This is a genomic window from Microbacterium sp. ZW3a, assembly GCF_057167165.1.
In genome coordinates this window covers 2,426,409-2,445,016 of sequence record NZ_CM169903.1, presented here as the reverse complement: position 1 = coordinate 2,445,016, position 18,608 = coordinate 2,426,409, and the positions used below count along the sequence as shown (strand labels likewise).

Genomic DNA, 18,608 nt, shown 5'->3' with positions numbered 1-18,608 from the left:
GTACCGTGACGGTCATGAGCGAGCTGTCCGCCCCCACCGGCCGTGAACCCGCGCTCGTCGCGCAGCCCCGCCCCGACGGATCGCCGCCGCGCGCGCTGGTTCTCGGCGCGACCGGCTATCTCGGCGGTCGGTTGGTGCCGCGGCTGCTGGCCGCCGGGTATCGCGTGCGCGTGCTCGCGCGTGACCCGCGCCGCGTCGACGCGTTCCCCTGGGGCGACGAGGTCGAGACCGTGGCGGGCGACGCGACCGACGCCGAGGCGGTCGGCCAAGCGGTCGACGAGGTCGACGTGCTCTACTACCTCATCCACTCGATGGGCGGCGGACGCGACTTCGAGGCCACCGACCGCCGTGCCGCCACGACCGTGGCCGCCGCCGCGTCCGCGGCCTCCGTCTCACGGATTGTCTACCTCGGCGGGCTGCACCCCGACGACGCGACCCTGTCGGCCCACCTGCGCTCCCGCGTCGAGGTCGGGGAGATCCTCCTCGCCAGCGGTGTGCCGACCCTCGTGCTCCAGGCGGGCGTCGTGATCGGGTCGGGCTCAGCCTCGTTCGAGATGGTCCGCCACCTCACCGACGTGCTCCCGTACATGCCGGCACCGAAGTGGGTGCGCAACCACATTCAGCCGATCGCGGTGCGCGACGTGCTGCACTACCTGATCGGGTCGGCCCGCGTCGCGCCCGAGGTCAACTGCGCCGTCGACATCGGCGGTCCCGACGTGCTGCGCTACGGACAGATGATGAACGGCTACGCGGTCGAGGCGGGCCTGCACCAGCGGGCGATCGCGGCGCTGCCGGTGCTGACTCCGCGGTTGGCCTCGCACTGGGTCAACCTCGTCACCCCCATCCCCAAGGCGATCGCGCGACCCCTGGTGGAGTCGCTGCAGAACGACTGCGTCGTGAAGGATCGCGCGATCGACGACCTCGTGCCGCGTCCCGAGGGCGGGCTGATGCCGTATCGCGAGGCCGTTCGCCGGGCACTCGGACGCGTGAACGAGGACGCGATCGAGACGAGCTGGCAGGATGCCGAGGTCTCCGGCGCCGCGAGCGACCCGCTGCCGAACGACCCGGAGTGGGCGGGCCGCCTGGTGTACACCGACGAGCGCACCATGCGCACCTCGGCGTCTCCCGCGCAGCTCTGGTCGGTCATCGTGGGGATCGGCGGCGAGAACGGGTGGTACTCCTCGCCGCTGCTGTGGGCGATCCGCGGGTGGATGGACCGCCTGGTCGGCGGCGTCGGGCTGGCGCGTGGGCGACGGAATCGCTCGGTCGTCTCTGTCGGTGACGCGCTGGACTTCTGGCGGGTCGAGGCCATCGAGCCCGGGCACCTGCTGCGTCTGCGGGCCGAGATGAAGGTGCCGGGCGGAGCGTGGCTCGAACTGCGCGCGAGCGCCGACGGCGACGGCGCCCGGTTCGATCAACGCGCGCTGTTCTTCCCGACGGGGCTCGCGGGGCGCCTGTACTGGCTGGTCGTCCTGCCGTTCCACGGCCTCATCTTCAGCGGCATGGCCCGCCGCATCACCGCGGCGGCCGAATCGGTGCAGCGCGACGCGCACGCCTAGGCTGAAGACGTGCCGCACACCGCCCGCGTGATCACCGTGTCCGACCGCTCGGCCGCGGGTTTGCGCGAAGACCGGGGCGGTCCGCTCGCGGTGTCGCTCCTGCGTGACGCGGGCTTCGACTGCGGTGACCCGGTCGTCGTGCCCGATGGTGCGGACAGCGTCGAGGCGGCCCTCCGTGCGGCGATCGCCACGGGCGCCGGGCTCGTCGTCACGACCGGCGGTACGGGCATCGCCCCCACCGACCGCACCCCCGAGGGCACGGCGCGTGTGCTCGACCGTGATCTTCCCGGCATCGCCGAGGAGCTGCGTCGTCGGGGTCTCGCCGACACGCCCCTGTCGGTCATCTCGCGGGGGCTCGCCGGCATCGCCGGCACCGGGACGCTCGTGGTGAATCTCCCCGGCTCGACCCGGGCCGTGTCGTCCGGCATCGCCGTGATCGCCGAGATCGCCCCGCACGTCCTCGATCAGCTCGCCGGAGGAGACCACGCATGAGCGCCGTCCGCATCGCCCGCATCTCGGAGCAGCCGCTCGACCTCGACGCGCACCTCGACGCCGTCGAGGACTCCTCGTCGGGAGCCGTCACGACGTTCGTCGGTCGTGTCCGCGACACCGACCCCGATGCGTCGGACGCCGTCGTCGCGCTCGAGTACAGCGCGCACCCCGACGCCGAAGCGGCGCTGCACCGGATCGCCGACGGCGCGGCCGACGGCACCGACGCGCTCGTCGCGGTGAGTCACCGCGTGGGGCGTCTGGGCGTGGGGGAGGCCGCGGTCGTGATCGCGGTGGCATCCGGTCATCGGGGCGTCGCGTTCGAGGTGTGCCGCGCCGTGATCGAGACGATCAAGACCGACCTGCCGGTATGGAAGCGTCAGGTCGAGGCCGACGGGACGACGGCGTGGAAGGGCATGGGCGGCTGAGGCCGAAACGCACCCGGCCGGAGCCTCGCTCAGCCGCCCGCGAAAGGCGGCAGCACGTCGACGTGCGTGACGGCGTCGAGCGGCGCGTCGTCGTCGCGGCGCTCGCCGTCGACGAGCACCGCGCAGCGATCCAGGATGCCGCCGAGCTCGGGGTGGTCGGCCACGATCGCCGCGCGCAGGGCGACGAGGGTCGGCTCGTCCCGGTTCTCGGCATCCGTTCCCGCCGCCTCCGCCGCGGCGGCGAAGTAGCGCACGCGCACGCGCACGCTCACGCCGGTTCCCCGGCGCGGTGCCAGTCGCCCGACTTTCCGCCGGTCTTCGACACGATGCGCACGTTCTCGATCGAGGTGCCCTTGTCCATGCCCTTCACCATGTCGACGATCGCGAGGGCGGCGACCGACACGCTCGTGAGCGCCTCCATCTCGACGCCCGTCCGGTCGGCGGTGCCGACGGTCGCCTCGATCTCGACGCCGTCGTCGACGATCGCGAGATCGACCGAGGCGCGGTGCACGCCGATGACGTGGGCGAGGGGGAGGAGCGCGGGCGTGGACTTGGCGGCCTGGATGCCGGAGATCCGCGCCACGGCCAGCACGTCGCCCTTCGGCGCGGTGCCGTCGCGGAGCGCGGCGACGACCTCGGGCGCACACCGCACGAAGCCGCGGGCGGTGGCGGTGCGGACGGTGGGCTGCTTGGCGGTGACATCGACCATGCGGGCGTGGCCCGCGGCATCCAGATGGGTGAAGGTCATGAAATCAGCATGACATCGAGCGGGTCGCCCACGGCGACGGTGGATACTTCGGCGGGCACGATCGCGAACGCCTCGGCGCGGGCGAGCGAGGCCGCGAGGTGCGATCCCGAGCCGCCCGGCGTCGCGGGCTGCACGGTGCCCGCGGCGAGGTCGACCGCGGCCGGGAGATATTGGCGGCGTCCGGGCGGGGTGCTCCAGGTCTCGGATGCCGTGAGCCGAGCGATCCGTCGATCGATGACCGTGCGGCCCTGCAGCGCGAGGAGCGCCGGGCGCACGAACACCTCGAACGACACCGCCACACTCACGGGGTTGCCGGGGAGGCCGAAGACGAGTCGGCCGTCGTCGAGGACGCCGAAGGCCTGGGGTTTTCCGGGCTGCATCGCGACCTTGACGAACGCGATGAGGTCGGACAGAGCCTGGCGGACGGGCTCGTAGGCGCCCGCACTGACCCCGCCGGTGAACACGACGACGTCGGCGTCGGTCGCGTGCTCGAGCACGGCCTCGATTGCGCTCGCGTCGTCGTGGACGGACGCCACCACGGTGACCTCGGCGTCGGCTTCGGCGATCAGGGAGGCGAGCAACGTCGTGTTCGAGTCGGGGGTCTGTCCGCGGCCCGGCACGGTGCCGGGGGCGACGAGTTCGCTCCCGGTCGACACCACGGCGACGCGGGGGCGCCGGCGGATCTCGAGCTCGGGGACGCCGGCGGCGGCCGCCGCCGAGAGGGCGAAGGCGCCGAGGCGCTCGCCGGCGGTGAGCACGGTGGCGCCCGTGCGCACGTCTCCGCCCTGGCGGCGAATGAACGCGCCCGCCGCGGCCGGTGCACGGAGCACCTCGACGGTGCCGAGGGAATCGGCGAGACCTCCGGCGGTGTCCTCGAACGGAACGATCGCGTCGGCCGCCGTCGGGACGGGCGCACCCGTCATGATCCGCACCGCCTCGCCGGCGCCGAGGGCCGGGTCGTCGGACGAACCGGCCGGGAGATCCGCGACGACCCGCAACGACACCGGGTGCGTGGCATCCGCCCCGTCCACGTCGGCGAAGCGCACGGCGAACCCGTCCATCGAGGAGTTGTCGTCGCCGGGCAGGTCGTGCCGGGCGGTGACGGCGGCGGCGAGCGTGTGGCCCGCGGCGTCGGTGAGCGCGCGGGTCTCCACCGGCAGCGGCGTCACGGCGGCGAGGACGCGGGCGCGGTGCTCCTCGACGGTCAGCAGATCGGTCACGGGGTCCTCCGGGCAACGAGCGGGACGATGTCGTGGCGGGCGCGCAGGGCGTCGATGACCGCCATGCGCCCGAGGAGCGGTTCCCCGGCGCCGGTGACGAGCTTGATCGCCTCGGTGGCGAGGAGTCCGCCCACCTGCACGCAGAGCGACCCCAGGACGCCCACCTGAGCGCACGTCGGCGGTTCGCCGACGGAGTTCGGGGGAAAGACGTCGGCGAGCGTCACGGCGGGGTGGCCCTCGGGAGGGCGCGACCAGAACACCGTCGCCTGCGCCGACCACTCCTGCACGGCGCCCCACACCAGCGGCATCCCGAGCTCGTCGGTGGCGGATGCCACGGCGCTGCGGGTGTCGAAGGTGTCGCTGCCGTCGATCACGACGTGGGCGTCGCCGAGGAGCGCGCGCGCGTTCTCGGGCGTCAGGCGGCGGTTCTCCTCGCGGACGCGCGTGAGGGGGGAGAGGTCGCGCACCGCCCGGGCGGCGGAGGCGGTCTTGGGGGTGCCGATGTCGTCGACACGGTGCAGCAGTTGGCGCTGCAGGTTCGTGCGCTCGACCATGTCGTCGTCGATCACGACGAGTTCGCCGATCCCCGCCGCGGCGAGGGCGAGAAGCACGGGAGAGCCGAGGCCGCCGGCCCCGACGACCGCGATGCGTGCCGCCGCGAGACGGCGCTGCCCCTCCTCACCGATGCCGGCGAGCACCGCATGGCGGGCCGTGCGGATCAGCTCTTCGGGGGCGAGGGACGCCACCGGCTTGACGAGTGGTCTCATCCGCCGATCGCGCTCATCGTGCGCTCCGGCTGGATGAAGTCGGCCCGGGCAAGGCCGACACGGTCGGACCCGTGGGCGCGGGGCTTCCGCCACATCGCCTCGCGCCAGATCTGCGCCAGACCCTCGTCGTCGGCGCCGTCGCGGAGCGCGGTGAGAAGGTCGGTCTCTTCGTGCGAGAACAGGCACGAGCGGATGCGACCGTCGGCGGTGACGCGCGTGCGCGAGCACGCCGCGCAGAAGGGCTCGGTGACCGACGAGATGATGCCGACGTGACCGGCCAGGGTGCTGTCGCCCGCGCGTCGCACCTCCCAGCGCTCGGCCGGCGCCGCCCCGCGGCCCCGGGGGTCGGCGGCGAGGTCGAACGTCTGCTCGAGGGCGGCGCGGATCTCGCGCGCGGGCACGACCTGCGTCTCGGTCCACGACCGGTCGCCGTCGAGGGGCATGTCTTCGATGAACCGCATCTCGAAACCGTTCGTCACCGCCCAGTCCACGAGCGGCACGATCTCGGTGTCATTGATCCCCCGCAGCAGCACGGCGTTGATCTTGATGGGGCCGAGGCCCGCCGCCCGAGCGGCCTGCAGCCCGGCGAGCACCCTGTCGAGGTGGGGTCGGCGGGTGAGCTCGGCGAAGGTCTCGGGGTGCAGCGTGTCGAGCGAGACGTTGACGCGCGTGAGGCCCGCGTCTTTCAGAGCCTGAGCCCGGCGATCCAGCCCCACGGCGTTGGTGGTCATCGAGATCGGCAGGTCGGGGTGGTCGGCGCGGATGCGGGCGATGACGTCTTCGAGGTCTTTGCGCACGAGCGGCTCGCCGCCGGTGAGGCGCAGCTCCTCCGCGCCCAGGGACCGCACGGCGACCCGCACGATTCGCGCGATCTCGTCGCCGGTCATGAGCTGCGTCTGCGGCATCCAGGGGAGGCCCTCGGCGGGCATGCAGTACGTGCAGCGCAGGTTGCACTTGTCGATCACCGACACGCGCAGGTCGCGGGCGACGCGGCCGAACCGGTCGAGAAGTCCGCCCTCTCGCGGTGCTCCGGTCTCGCGCACGCCATCCATGGGTCGAGCCTAGGCGAGTGCACGACCCCGGGGGTCGGCGTTAGCGTCGACCCATGCCGAACACTTTCCGCATCGCGCAGGCCGCACGCTTGCTCGGCGTCAGCGACGACACCGTGCGCCGCTGGATCGACCAGGGCCAGCTGCCGACGACCGGTGCGACGCCGGTCGAGATCCCCGGTGACGCCCTCGCCGCGCGCGCGGTCGCGCTCGCCGACGAGCCCGACGATCCCACCGGCGTCGCTTCCAGCGCCCGCAACCGCTTCGTGGGGCTCGTCACGCGGGTGCGCATCGACGGGGTGATGGCCCAGGTCGACCTGCAGTGCGGCCCGCACCGGGTCGTGTCGCTCATGTCGGCCGAGGCCGCCGAGGAGCTCGCTCTCGCGCCCGGCGCGCTCGCCGTGGCATCCGTCAAGGCCACGGTCGTCACGATCGAAACTCCGCACTAGCGACTCTTTCGAGCCTCATCCTCCGCACATGCGGGAGAATGGATGCCGCGGGCCGTCGGCGCCGCGGAAAGGACCGCCGTGCGTCGCCCCTCCCGCCTTCTGGTGCTCCTCGCGGCCGTCGCCGCGCTCGGCAGCGGGTGCACCGGAACGGAGCCCGAGCCGGGAGGTGCACTCTCGGGAACGGTGCAGGTGTACGCGGCGGCCTCGCTCCAGCGCCCGTTCGACGAGATCGCCCGCGCCTTCGAGGCGGAGAACCCCGGCGTGAGCGTGCAGCCCGTGTACGACGGGTCCCAGACCCTCGCCACGCAGATCGACGCGGGCGCTCCCGCCGACGTGTTCGCCGCGGCCGACGAGCGGACCATGTCCGAGATCGGGGTCGCGGCCCCCGCCCCCCGGATCTTCGCGGAGAACACCCTCGTGATCGCCGTCCCCGCCGGAAATCCGGCGCGGGTCGTGACCCTCGCTGACCTGGCGCGCGTCACCACCGTGCTCTGCGCGGCCGAGGTGCCGTGCGGGGCCGCCTCCACGACGCTCCTGTCGAACGCGGGGGTCACCGTGTCGCCCGCGAGCATCGAGCAGAACGTCACCGCCGTGCGCACGAAGGTGGCCGCCGGGGAGGCGGATGCCGGTCTCGTCTACGCCACCGACGTCGCCGGACGCGACGACGTCGAGGCGATCGTGCCCGAGGGGGCCGAGGCCGTCGTCAACCGGTATCCGATCGCGGCGCTCGCCGGGGCCCCGAACCCGGCCGCCGCCGCGGCCTTCGTGGACTTCGTGCTGTCGCCGATCGGGCGGGCGATCCTCGCCGACGCGGGATTCCGGGCACCGTGAGGGGCGGCGGATTCGTCCCGCGCTGGCTGTTCGTGCCGGCGGTCGTCGGGCTGCTCTTCCTCCTCGTGCCGTTGGCGGCGCTCATCTCCCGCGTGGACTGGTCGACGCTGGGGGCGGAGGTCACCTCTCCCGCGGCGCTCTCGGCGCTCGCGCTGTCGCTGGGGACCGGGGCGGCGGCCACCGCGGTGTGCGCGGTCGTCGGCATCCCCCTGGCTGTTCTGATCGCGCGGAGCCCCGCCCGCACGGCGGCGCTCCTGCGCGCGCTCGTGACGGTGCCGCTCGTGCTGCCGCCCATGGTCGGGGGAGTGGCACTGCTGTACCTCTTCGGGCGCTCGGGCTGGTTCGGCGCGCTCGGGCTGCCCTTCACCACGCCCGCCGTCGTGCTCGCGCAGGTCTTCGTCGCGCTGCCGTTCCTGGTGCTGGCGGTGGAGGGAGCCCTCCGCAGCACCGGGGTGGAGTTCGAGCGGGCCGCGGCGTCGCTCGGCGCGAGCCGCGCCACGATCCTCCGCCGCGTGACGCTGCCGCTGGCGGCGCCCGGCATCGTCGCGGGCGTCGTGCTGTGCTTCGCGCGCGCGATCGGGGAGTTCGGGGCGACCGCGCTGTTCGCGGGCAACCGGCCCGGGGTCACCCAGACGATGCCGCTGGCGATCTACACCGCGTTCAACGGGGCCGGCGTCTCGCAGGGCACCGCGGTCGCGCTGTCGCTCCTGCTCCTGGTCACCGCGATCGCGGTGCTGCTGCTCGTGCGCGGCTGGCGTCCGACGGGAGCCGCACGATGACCGCGGCGAGCCTCCGCGCCCGGGTGCGGGTGCGCCGACGCGACTTCGACGTCGACGTCGCGCTCGAGGTCGCCCCCGGCGAGACCGTCGCGGTCATGGGGCGCAGCGGGGCGGGGAAATCCACGCTGCTCGACGCGCTCGCGGGGCTGCAGCCCGTACACGAGGGGGAGATCTCCGTCGACGGGCGGGTGCTCGACCGCGTCGTGCGGCCGCGCGTGCGCACCGCGCCGATGCACCGCGGCATCGTGCTGCTCGGTCAGGACGCCCGCCTGTTCCCGCACCTCACCGCCCGCGAGAACGTCGCGTTCGGTCCGCGCGCTGCCGGTGTCGCCGCCGACGAGGCCCGCGCCGACGCCGACCAGTGGCTCGCGCGCGTGGGGCTTCCCGGCACGGGCGACCGCCGCCCGGCAGAGCTCTCGGGCGGGGAACAGCAGCGCGTCGCGGTGGCCCGTGCCCTCGCCGCGCGGCCGCGCGTGGTGCTGCTGGACGAACCGCTCGTCGCCCTCGACGCGGTGACGGCGTCGGAGATCCGCGCAATGCTGCGCGAGCGTCTCGCCGGTGTCACGACCGTGGCGGTCACCCACGACGCGGTCGACGCGGCCGCCCTCGCCGACCGCCTGGTCATCCTGGAACGTGGGCGCGTGACGCAGGCGGGGCCAGTGCGCGATGTGTTGAGCGCCCCCGCGACCGCGGTCGCCGCCCGCATCGCCGGGCTCGAGCGCCTCGTCGGGACGGCGCGCGGCGGCGGGTGGGAGAGCGGCGATGCTCGTCTGGAATCGACGGATGCCGCCTCCCGGGCGCTCGCCGCGCACGAGGGGTGGGCGCTGGCCGCGGTGTTCCGTGCGGCGGATGTGCGCACGGGTCCCGCGGACGGCGCGTGGAGGGCCGTGGTGCGCTCCCTGGAGCCGACTCCCTCCGGCGTGCGGATCGTCACCGATTTCGGCGTCGCCGAGATACCCGCGGTCGAGGCGGGAACGGTGCACGTGGGCGACGCCGTGGAGCTGTGGATCCCGCCGGACCGCGTGCGGTTCGTCGCGGCATCCTGAGGTGATCCCCGACTAGATGCAGAGGGGGTCGCCCAGGTCGATGCGGGTGCCGTCGACGGTGAAGCTCCCCTCCGCGCACAGCAGCGTGTCCGGCGACGGGCGCACGACCAGGGTCGTGTACGCCCCCTGGACATCGTGTTCCGTCGCCTCCTGTCGCAACGGCCCATCGGCCGCGGTCTTGGGGTAGATCGCGATCGAGACGGTGTTGCCCATCGCCTTCCCGTCGTACCGGGTGATGCGGCCCCACCCCGCCTGGCATTTGTCCGACCACACGATCTCGAGCAGGGAGTTGTCGGCGCGAGTGTCGCCCGTCGCGACGGCGGCATCTTCGACGCAGGCCGTTGCGGCGGGATCGATGCCGTTCTCCACGGCGATCTGCGGTGCGCCGGGAGGCGGGGTGGTCAGGGCCGTGACGGCGGCGACGCCGCCGAGAGTGACCAGGCTGCCCGCGAGGAACGTGCCGAGGGAGAGCAGAACAGCACCGCGGCGGCTGAAACCGTGCGGGCGCTCGGTGCTCTCGGTGGCCTCGACCGGCGCTGCGGCCAGCCCCGATGGTGTCGCCCGGCGGGCCAGGTCGGCGCGGCGTTGGAGAGCCGGCGCGGGGTCTTCGTCGAACGCCCGGACGAGGGCATCGACGGTCCGCTCGGTCGGGAGCGATCGCCCCGAGAGAGCGTCCGAGATCACCGTGCGCGAGATTCCCGTCCGATGCCGCAAGTGCGCCAGCGTGGGACTTCCGGCCTCCAGCCGGAGGCGGCGCAGTTCCGCTGCGAACTCAGCGATTCCTGCGCCAGGATCGGTCGTCTTGTCTTCGTGCGACTGCTCGCCGTTCATCTTTCTCCCCTTTAGAAAAATGACCGACCGGAATTTCCGGATACGTCCGGAACGGATGATTCCGGTCCCCACGGTGAACATACATGGTGAATTCTCCCCATGTGGTCACCCGGGGCCCCTGCGCTCTACTTAGCTCCGAGGCCAAAGTCAACGGACTTGTACACACTGGGGGAGGGGCCATGGTCATGGGCTGGCTATGGCGTCGACGGGGCGCAGTCGCGTCGGCCGCGACGCTGACGGCGGCAGCCGTGACGATCTCCACGCTCGCGGTGCTGCACCCCGGCATTCCCACCGCCGATCTGGAGCTCGACGACGGCGGAGTCTGGGTCACGAAGTCGTCGGACCTGTTGGTCGGCCACCTGAACTACCCGTCCCGGCTCCTCGACGGCGCGCTGCGAACGCGCGCGGCCGAGTACGACATCCTGCAGGACGGGGACACCGTCGCCGTCGTCGATGGTGTCAACTCCACGCTGACGCTGGTCGATCCCGCCGAGGTGGCTCTCGGCTCGGACACGACCCTTCCCGCGAACGCCTTCGTCGCACTGGGCGGAGGGACCCTCGGGATTCTCGCCGACGGGCGCATCTACTCCGTCTCTTCCTCCGCCATCACCGGCACGACCTTCGATCCCGAGGCGGCCACCGCCGATGTGGGGGAGGGGGCGGCCATGGCCGTTTCGCGGTCCGGCACTCACATCGTCGCCGCGTCGACACGGGACGGCGCCCTGCTCGAGGTCGACGCGTCCACCGGCGAGACCCGATCTCAGGCGCTCGCAGACGTGGGCGACGCGGCGGCGCTGTCGGTCACCGTCGTGGGCGAGAACGGGGTGGGCCTCGACGCCACCTCCGGCACGTTCTACACGCGGACGGGCTCCGCGGTGCCCGTGCCCGGGGGCGAGGGGGCACGCCTGCAGCAGCCGGGGGCGGACGCCGATTCGGTCTACATCGCGACGGAGACCGCGCTTCTGCGGCAGCCCCTCGGCGGCGGTGAGGCGGAGACCGTCGCGACGGTGTCGAAGGGCGTTCCCTCCGCGCCGGTGGTCGTCGGAGGCTGCGCGTACGCGGTGTGGAGCGGTACCGGGGCGTACGTCCGGGATTGCCCGGGAACCGACGACGATGTCCAACACACCATCGAGACCACCCCCGACGCGCGCCTGGTGCTGCGCACGAACCGCCGAGTCGTCGTGGTCAACGACACCCTGGCCGGCACGGTGTGGGCGATCGACCAGAACGTCCAGCGCATCGAGAACTGGGACGAGGTCGTCCCGCCCGCCTCCGATGAGGCCGAGGAGGAACAGAGCCAGGACGAGAAGCCGCAGTTCGATCTGCCCGAACGCAGCGCCGAGAACACGCCTCCCACCGCCGTTGACGATCAGTACGGCGTCCGCGCCGGCCGGACCACGATCGTGCGGGTCACCGAGAACGACACCGATCCCGACGGCGACCTGCTTGCGGCCTCCCTGGTCGGCGACCCACCGTCGGGCTGGGACGTGCAGCCGGTCCTCGGCGGTGCCGCGCTCCAGGCCTCGGTGCCCGCCAACGCCACCGGCGCGACCGCACTGCGGTATCGCGTCGACGATGGGCGCGAAGGCACGGCCGAGGCGACCGCCACGCTCACCGTCCGGCCCCCCGAGGTCAACGAGGCCCCCGTCCAGAAGCGCACCGACACGATCCTGGTGGAGGCGGGCGCGACCCTCACCTACGGGGTGCTGGATGCCTGGAGCGATCCCGACGGGGACGACGTGTTCCTGCAGAACGCGTCCGTGGAGGGCGGCGACCTCGTCACCTTCCGCAGTAACGGGGTGATCGAGTACACCGCGGCGACCGCGCAGACGGGCCTCCACGAGGTGACGCTCGTCGTGTCGGACGGGCGGGAGACGTCCGAGGGCACCCTGCGCGTCGACGTGCGACCCTCGGACACGCTGAACCCCGTCGCCAACGCCGACCGTGTCACCGCGGTGGCCGGTGTGCCCGTGACCGTCGCACCGTTGGACAACGATCTCAGCCCCACGGGGCGCCCGCTGCGCCTGTCGAAGCACGACACCGTTCCGGGCGCCACGATCACGCCGGATTTCGCGGCGGGCACGTTCGATTTCGTCACGGATCAGCCCCGCACCTTCTACGTGCAGTACCTCGTGACCGACGGACCGCACTCGGCCGTGGGCATCGTGCGAATCGACGTCGTCGCCGCCGGGTCCTCGCCGCTTCCGCCGGTGGCGGTGCGCGATCTCGCCCTCCTCCCCGCGGGTCGGAACACGCTCGTCGACGTCCTCGCCAACGACGTCGACCCGAGTGGTGGCATCCTCGTCGTCCAGACCGCGCGGGTCGCGCCCGGGGCGGGCATCTCGGTGGAGGTCCTCGAGCACCGGATCCTGCGCGTCACCGACCTGTCGGGGCTGTCTGGCCCGGTGACGATGACCTACACCGTCTCCAACGGAACCCAGACTGCCACCGGGGAAGTTCTCGTTCTCCCCGTCCCGCTGCCGGCCCAGTTGCGTCCGCCCGTCACCGTGGACGACACCGCCATCGTGCGCGTCGGCGATGTCGTCTCGATCCCCGTGCTCGACAACGACTACAGCCCCGACAACGACACGCTGCGACTGGAGCCCGCTCTCGTCGAAACCGACGTGCCGGACGTGGAGACGATCTTCGTCGACGGCGATCGGATCCGGTTCCAGGCCGGCACCGAGCCCGGCACCGTGCACGCGACCTATGAGGTGTCCGACAGCCAGCAGAACCGCACCGCGGGCTACCTCACTATCCAGGTGCTGCCTCCCGATCAGGGCAGCAACTCTGCTCCGCGGCCCAAGCCGGTGACCTCGCGCGTCATCGCGGGCAACACCGTCCGCATCGCGGTTCCGCTGGAGGGCATCGACCCGGACGGCGATTCGGTCGAACTGGTGGGCGTGGCATCCAACCCCGAAAAGGGTGCGGTCACCACCGGCGACAGCTGGTTCGTCTACGAGGCCTATCCGGATGCCACGGGGCGGGACACCTTCACGTACACCGTTCGCGACCGGCTGGGCGCCGAGGCGCAGAGCACCGTCGTGGTCGGCGTCGCCGCCCCGGGCTACGACAATCAGCCGCCGTATGCGGTCAAGGACACCGTGACGGTCAAGCCCGGACGTCGGGTCGCGGTCCCCGTGACCGCGAACGATTCCGACCCGGACGGGGATCGGATCTCCATCGACCCCGATGGCCTGACGGCACCTGACGGCGTCGCGGCGGAGGTCCTCGGGGGGCGCGCGGTGCTGACGGCGCCGAGCACGCCCGGTCAGTACCCGTTCACTTATGCGATCGCGGACTCCTTCGGGGCGACGGCCGTGGGCTCGCTCCTGGTGACCGTCGACCCCGACGCGCCGGCCGTCGCCCCCATCGCGCGCGACGATCGGGTGGTCCCCGGTCAGGTCACGGCCGCTCCCACCGTCGACGTGGCCGTGCTCGAGAACGACGAGGATCCCGATGGAACGGTCGACGACCTTCGCGTCTCGACGAGCGACCCGTCCACGTCGGTCGGAGCCGGTGGCATCCTGACGATCACCCTGCAGCCGGCGGCGCAGATCGTCCGCTACCGGCTCCAGGATGCCGACGGCCAGACCGCCCAGGCCTTCGTCTTCGTGCCGGGAGTGGCGACCCTCGTGCCCACCCTCGCGTCAACGGAACCGATCACCGTCACCAGCGGCGAGAGCGTGCGCATCCTGCTCGCCGATCACGTGCACGTTCGTCCCGAGCGCCAGCCGCGCGTCGCGACGGCCGATTCCGTGCGCGCCGGACACGCGGACGGCTCGCCGATGCTGGTGGACGAGCGCACGCTCGACTACCGATCCGCTCCGGGCTTCTTCGGCCGAGACTCACTGGGCGTGCTCGTGACCGACGGGACCGGGCCCGACGACCCCGAGGGGCTCTCGGCCTACGTCTCGATCCCGATCCGTGTGCTCCCGGGCGAGAACCAATCGCCCGTCATGCGCAACGCCTCGGTGAGAGTCGCGCCCGGCGAGGGCAGCCAGACCCTCGACCTCGCGCGGCTCACCCGCGACCCCGATGAGGGGGATGAAGACCGACTCACGTTCTCGATCGACGGCGATGTCCCCGCGGGCTTCCGCGCGTCGATCTCGGGGACGACGATGGAGGTCTCGGCCGAGGCCGATGCCGCCGCCGGGGCGACCGGATCGGTGCGCGTCCTGGCATCGGACGGAACCTCTGCTCCGGGAGCGGGCTCGGTCACACTGACCGCCGTCGTCTCCCAGCGACCGTTCCCCGTCGCCAACGACGACGTCGTCGCGCGGGCCGATCAGGGGCGCACGACGAGCGTCGACGTGCTCGCCAACGACATCAACCCCTTCGCGGATCAGGGCCCGCTCGAGCTCCTCTCGGCTCGCGTCGACAGCGGAGAGGGCACCGCGGCCGTCAGCGGAGGACGTGTGGACGTCACCCCGGCCGCCGACTTCGTCGGCACCATGGTCGTCGGCTATCGCATCGGGGATGCCACGGCCTCAGCCGAGCGCCAGGTCGAAGGTCGCATCCTGCTGACGGTGCAGGGCCGCCCGGGTGCACCGGGAACACCCACCGTCACCTCGATCCAGGACCGGACGGTCGTGCTGTCCTGGTCGACCCCGACCAACAACGGTTCGCCCATCACCGGGTACACCGTGACGTCGCCGCAGGGGTACAGCAAGGCGTGCGCGTCGACCACGTGCACGCTGGACGGACTCACGAACGACGTCGAATACACCTTCACGGTGGTCGCGACCAACGCCGTCGGGGACTCCGACCCCTCACCGGCCTCGGCTCCGGCCCGACCCGACGCGCGCCCCGACACCCCGGGGTCGCCGTCGGCCGTGTTTGGCGACCGGAGCCTGACGGTGTCGTGGGCGGCTCCGCGCTCGACCGGATCGCCGGTGACCTCGTACAACCTCGAGATCTCTCCCGCCCCGGCCACCGGGCCCATCCAGCGCACGGGGGTCAGCGGGACCAGCCTCGTGTGGGACGGCCTGCAGAACGGCGTCGCCTACCAGGTTCGCGTCCAGGCGGTGAACCGCGCGCCCGAGCCCAGCGAGTGGAGCCCGTACTCGGCGGCCGTGGTGCCCGCGGGGGTTCCCGATGCGCCGGGTGCACCGACGACCCTCCCGGCGACGCCGGTCGGATCTCAGGCCCAGATCGGCGTCTCGTGGACCGCCCCGGCGAGCGACAACGGCGACCGCGTGTCGAGCTACACCCTCACGGTCAAGCGCGGAGGGTCGGTGGTCAACACCATCCAGACCAGCGCGACCTCGCAGAACGTCGTCGTCGACACCAGTGAGACCGACTACGCGTTCTCGGTCACCGCGCGGAACAAGGCGGGGGATTCGGCGGCGAGCGCGGATTCGGCGCCGCGCCGAGGGGCCGTGGCCCCGGGGGCTCCGGCGAAGGTCGTCACGACCCCGCGGGATCAGTCGATGGGGGTCGAGATCACTCCGGGGCCGCTCAACGGCTCGCGTTCCGACGAGATCCAGTACCGCTATCGCGTCGACCAGACCGGAGCACAGGGCACCCTCCCCGTCTCGGGCGGCTCGATCTCGGGTCTGTCGAATGGGTCGGCATACACCGTGAGCGTGTGGGCGATCTCCTCGGTCCAGGGCGTCTCGCCGGGCGCCGAGACGCGGTCGAACGAGTCCGTGCCCTTCGGGAAGCCGATCATCTCCTTCGAGCAGGTGAACCGTCAGGACCGCGCGGTGCAGTTCGTGTGGTCGGTCAACTCCAACGGTCGCCCGATCACGTCGACGAACGCTCCGGTCGGCGGCGAGGGCCGGTTGTCGTGGACGAAGGACGGGCTGCAGCCGAGCGAGTCGTACACGTTGAACCTCTCGTACACGAACGAGGCGGGGACGTCGTCGGATTCTCGGACGGGTCAGGCGAATGATCCGCCGCCGACGCGGGCGTGGATCACAGACATCTCTGGGAAGTCGGCGACGTTGAACTTGCAGAGCTATCAGGCAGGCACCTTTGAGATTCGGTGCTGGGCCGCGTCGTCCTACGACGACCGCAGGTGGGACGGCGTTACGAATGCCAACTACGCAGGGGCGGTTGCCAACGTGGCGATCCCCGCGAACGGCTCGGTCCGGATCGCCTGCCCGGACCCGAACAACCGGCTTGGCGACGGGAAGCCTTTCGCCCTGGAGATCTTCAGCAAGGAATGGGTCCAGGGCCGATAGCCCAGGGACGGCACGGAGAGGTCGAGACAATGACAATCACCCAAGAACAGATCACCTGGTTCGCCGACACGTTCCAGAAGCTCAGTGACAACGTCGGGCTCGCCGTCCTCGGCAAGCCCGGGGTCGTGCGTCTGGTGCTGACGGCCTTCCTCGCCGAAGGTCACGTGCTCCTGGAGGACGCGCCCGGAACGGGCAAGACGCAGCTGGCCAAGGCGCTCGCGGCGACCGTGCAGGGCTCGAACAGCCGCATCCAGTTCACGCCCGACCTGCTGCCCTCCGACGTCACCGGCACCGTCATCTACGCCCAGAAGACGGGGGAGTTCCAGTTCCGACGGGGGCCGATCTTCGCCTCGATCGTGCTCGCCGACGAGATCAACCGCGCCTCGCCGAAGACGCAGTCCGCTCTGCTCGAGGTCATGGAGGAGGGGCGCGTCACCGTCGAGGGCACGCCCCACCCGGTGGGGCGGCCGTTCCTGGTCATCGCGACGCAGAACCCCATCGAGCAGGCGGGCACCTACAAGCTCCCCGAGGCTCAGCTCGACCGGTTCCTCATCAAGACCAGCATCGGCTATCCCGATCTCGCCGCCGCCGAACGCATTCTCTCGGGCGCCGCAGTGAAGGACCGATCCGCCGCCCTCACCTCGATCGTGACGACGTCGATGGTGGCCGAGATCACCGAACTGCTCACGTCCGTCCACGTCGACCCGGCCGTGCTGCGGTACGTCGCACAACTCGCGGAGGAGACCCGGAACGACCCCAGCACGCGCCTCGGGGTGTCGGTACGCGGGATGCTCGGCATGATCCGCGCCGCCAAGGTGTGGGCGGCCACCGACGGTCGTGGATACGTCCTCCCCGATGACATCAAGGCCCTCGCTGGCCCCGTCTGGGAGCACCGCCTGGTCATGGACCCCGAGGCAGAGTTCGCCGGCTCGACCGCCGCGGGTGTCGTCGAGCGGGCGCTTGCCGCCGTCAGCGCCCCGCAGTCCCGGACGACCGCGGCATGACCCTCCGCCGCCCGCTCTCGCTCGCCCGTGACGCCCTGCGCCGTCTGGGCGTTGTCATCGCGCCGCGCCTGCGGGTGGCATCCGCGCTCGGGTGGACGTTGGCGCTCGTGGCGGTGATCGCGCTCGCCGCGGGCACGGTCTTCGGATGGGGCGAGGTGACGGCGCTGGGCATCGGAGCCGCGGCCATCCTCGCGTGCGCGGTTCCCTTCGTTCTGCTCCGCCCTGTGTACGCGGTGGAGATCGAGCTGGCGGCCCACCGTGTGCGGGTGGGGGAGCGTGCGGTGGGCCGTCTCGTCGTGCGCGGTGCCGGTCGCCGGACCTCGCCGGCCACGCGCGTGGAGCTCCCGGTGGGGATGGCCCGGCCCTGGTTCCGGATGCCGCGGTTGGCGCCGGGAGAAGAACACGACGAGCTGTTCACCGTGCCGACGCGGCGGCGGGCCGTCCTCACGCTCGGGCCGGTGACGTCCGTGCGCAGCGATCCCCTCGGTGCTCTGCGGCGCGAGATCGCGTGGACCGAGCCCGAACTGCTGTACGTCCACCCGCGCGTGGTGACCCTCGACAGTGAGACGACCGGCCTCCTGCGTGATCTTGAGGGGCTGTACACGCGCGAACTCGCGGACGACGACATGTCGTTCCACGCACTGCGCGAGTACGCCGCCGGCGACGACCTGCGGCACGTGCACTGGATCTCGACCGCCCGCACCCAGACGCTCATGATCCGTCAGTTCGAGCAGACGCGCCGCTCGCACTTGCTGCTGGTGCTCTCCACCGACCTCGACGACTACGCCGACGACGACGAGTTCGAACTCGCCGTGTCGGTCGTCGGATCGGTGGGTCTGTCGGCGCTGCGTGGCGGGAAGACCGTCACCGTCCTCACGCACGATGGAGCGCTGACCGCGCCCGGGGAGCGGGGCTTCATGGACGCCCTCTCGGCGATCGAGGCGACCCCCCGTGCAACCGGAGTGGCCCACCCCGCCCGTTCCATCGCCGCAGCGGCGCCGGGTGCGTCGGTCGTCGTCTTCGTCACGGGGAAGATCGGGGCGCTCGCCGATCTGCGGGCGGCCTCGCTGCGTGCTCCCGCCACGGCCCGCACCGTGGCGGTGCGGGCGACGACCGGGCAGGAGCCGGCTCGGCGCGCGATCGGTGATCTCACCCTCGTCGACATCGCCGACCTCGATCAGCTTCCGGCGGGCATGCGGGCGGTGGCGACGTGACGCGGC

The 18,608-nt window shown here is 72.2% G+C and carries 16 protein-coding genes; 10 read left to right on the top strand and 6 right to left on the bottom strand.

The genetic code is table 11. From position 1 onward, the window contains the following. The first annotated feature begins 14 nt into the window (after positions 1-14). From ACU6WY_RS11500 to ACU6WY_RS11490, 3 genes are read left to right on the top strand one after another with little or no spacing between them, the layout of a single operon-like run. The gene (locus ACU6WY_RS11500) at positions 15-1,559 is read left to right on the top strand and encodes an SDR family oxidoreductase (RefSeq protein WP_483819782.1); all 1,545 of its coding nucleotides are present in this window, start codon (positions 15-17) and stop codon (positions 1,557-1,559) included. 9 nt (positions 1,560-1,568) lie between these two features. Continuing rightward, positions 1,569-2,051, top strand: a complete 483-nt coding sequence (locus ACU6WY_RS11495; protein WP_483819781.1) for a MogA/MoaB family molybdenum cofactor biosynthesis protein — start codon at positions 1,569-1,571, stop codon at positions 2,049-2,051. Then, positions 2,048-2,476 carry a molybdenum cofactor biosynthesis protein MoaE gene (locus ACU6WY_RS11490; RefSeq protein ID WP_483819780.1) on the top strand — a complete coding sequence of 143 codons (429 nt, stop codon included), beginning with the start codon at positions 2,048-2,050 and terminating at the stop codon, positions 2,474-2,476. The genes ACU6WY_RS11495 and ACU6WY_RS11490 overlap by 4 nt, the downstream gene beginning before the upstream one ends. A gap of 29 nt (positions 2,477-2,505) precedes the next feature. Here ACU6WY_RS11490 and ACU6WY_RS11485 read toward each other — a convergent pair whose 3' ends face one another. From ACU6WY_RS11485 to moaA, 5 genes are read right to left on the bottom strand one after another with little or no spacing between them, the layout of a single operon-like run. Further along, positions 2,506-2,742, bottom strand: a complete 237-nt coding sequence (locus ACU6WY_RS11485) for a MoaD/ThiS family protein (protein ID WP_483821916.1) — start codon at positions 2,740-2,742, stop codon at positions 2,506-2,508. A gap of 2 nt (positions 2,743-2,744) precedes the next feature. Continuing rightward, positions 2,745-3,224, bottom strand: a complete 480-nt coding sequence (moaC, locus tag ACU6WY_RS11480; RefSeq protein ID WP_483819779.1) for a cyclic pyranopterin monophosphate synthase MoaC — start codon at positions 3,222-3,224, stop codon at positions 2,745-2,747. Next, positions 3,221-4,444, bottom strand: a complete 1,224-nt coding sequence (locus tag ACU6WY_RS11475; RefSeq protein ID WP_483819778.1) for a molybdopterin molybdotransferase MoeA — start codon at positions 4,442-4,444, stop codon at positions 3,221-3,223. The genes moaC and ACU6WY_RS11475 overlap by 4 nt, the downstream gene beginning before the upstream one ends. Continuing rightward, positions 4,441-5,211, bottom strand: coding sequence for a HesA/MoeB/ThiF family protein (locus ACU6WY_RS11470; protein WP_483819777.1), 771 nt, complete (start codon positions 5,209-5,211; stop codon positions 4,441-4,443). Before ACU6WY_RS11470 ends, ACU6WY_RS11475 begins: the two co-directional genes overlap by 4 nt. Further along, entirely contained in the window at positions 5,208-6,263 is a 1,056-nt protein-coding gene (gene moaA, locus ACU6WY_RS11465; protein ID WP_483819776.1) for a GTP 3',8-cyclase MoaA, read from the bottom strand. Before moaA ends, ACU6WY_RS11470 begins: the two co-directional genes overlap by 4 nt. Before the next feature lie 53 nt (positions 6,264-6,316). Here moaA and ACU6WY_RS11460 point away from each other — a divergent pair, with 53 nt between their 5' ends. The 4 genes from ACU6WY_RS11460 (at position 6,317) to ACU6WY_RS11445 (ending at position 9,365) form a co-directional block, all read left to right on the top strand. Further along, positions 6,317-6,709 (top strand): TOBE domain-containing protein, encoded by a 393-nt coding sequence (locus ACU6WY_RS11460; RefSeq protein WP_483819775.1) that lies wholly within the window; start codon positions 6,317-6,319, stop codon positions 6,707-6,709. Positions 6,710-6,787: 78 nt separating this feature from the next. Further along, positions 6,788-7,540: a molybdate ABC transporter substrate-binding protein gene (gene modA, locus ACU6WY_RS11455; protein ID WP_483819774.1), complete on the top strand. Its 753-nt coding sequence runs from the start codon at positions 6,788-6,790 to the stop codon at positions 7,538-7,540. Further along, positions 7,537-8,319, top strand: a complete 783-nt coding sequence (gene modB / locus ACU6WY_RS11450; RefSeq protein WP_483819773.1) for a molybdate ABC transporter permease subunit — start codon at positions 7,537-7,539, stop codon at positions 8,317-8,319. Before modA ends, modB begins: the two co-directional genes overlap by 4 nt. After that, positions 8,316-9,365 carry an ATP-binding cassette domain-containing protein gene (locus ACU6WY_RS11445; protein ID WP_483819772.1) on the top strand — a complete coding sequence of 350 codons (1,050 nt, stop codon included), beginning with the start codon at positions 8,316-8,318 and terminating at the stop codon, positions 9,363-9,365. Before modB ends, ACU6WY_RS11445 begins: the two co-directional genes overlap by 4 nt. Before the next feature lie 12 nt (positions 9,366-9,377). Here the strand turns inward: ACU6WY_RS11445 and ACU6WY_RS11440 are convergent, their stop codons facing one another. Beyond that, the gene (locus ACU6WY_RS11440; RefSeq protein ID WP_483819771.1) at positions 9,378-10,196 is read right to left on the bottom strand and encodes a helix-turn-helix domain-containing protein; all 819 of its coding nucleotides are present in this window, start codon (positions 10,194-10,196) and stop codon (positions 9,378-9,380) included. 248 nt (positions 10,197-10,444) lie between these two features. On the opposite strand from ACU6WY_RS11440, the gene ACU6WY_RS11435 reads away from it, so the two are divergent. The 3 genes from ACU6WY_RS11435 to ACU6WY_RS11425 are packed head-to-tail and all read left to right on the top strand — an operon-like array spanning position 10,445 to position 18,602. Beyond that, positions 10,445-16,384, top strand: coding sequence for an Ig-like domain-containing protein (locus tag ACU6WY_RS11435; RefSeq protein WP_483819770.1), 5,940 nt, complete (start codon positions 10,445-10,447; stop codon positions 16,382-16,384). A gap of 29 nt (positions 16,385-16,413) precedes the next feature. Next, positions 16,414-17,388: an AAA family ATPase gene (locus ACU6WY_RS11430; RefSeq protein WP_483819769.1), complete on the top strand. Its 975-nt coding sequence runs from the start codon at positions 16,414-16,416 to the stop codon at positions 17,386-17,388. Next, entirely contained in the window at positions 17,385-18,602 is a 1,218-nt protein-coding gene (locus ACU6WY_RS11425) for a DUF58 domain-containing protein (RefSeq protein ID WP_483819768.1), read from the top strand. Before ACU6WY_RS11430 ends, ACU6WY_RS11425 begins: the two co-directional genes overlap by 4 nt. Positions 18,603-18,608 lie beyond the last annotated feature (6 nt).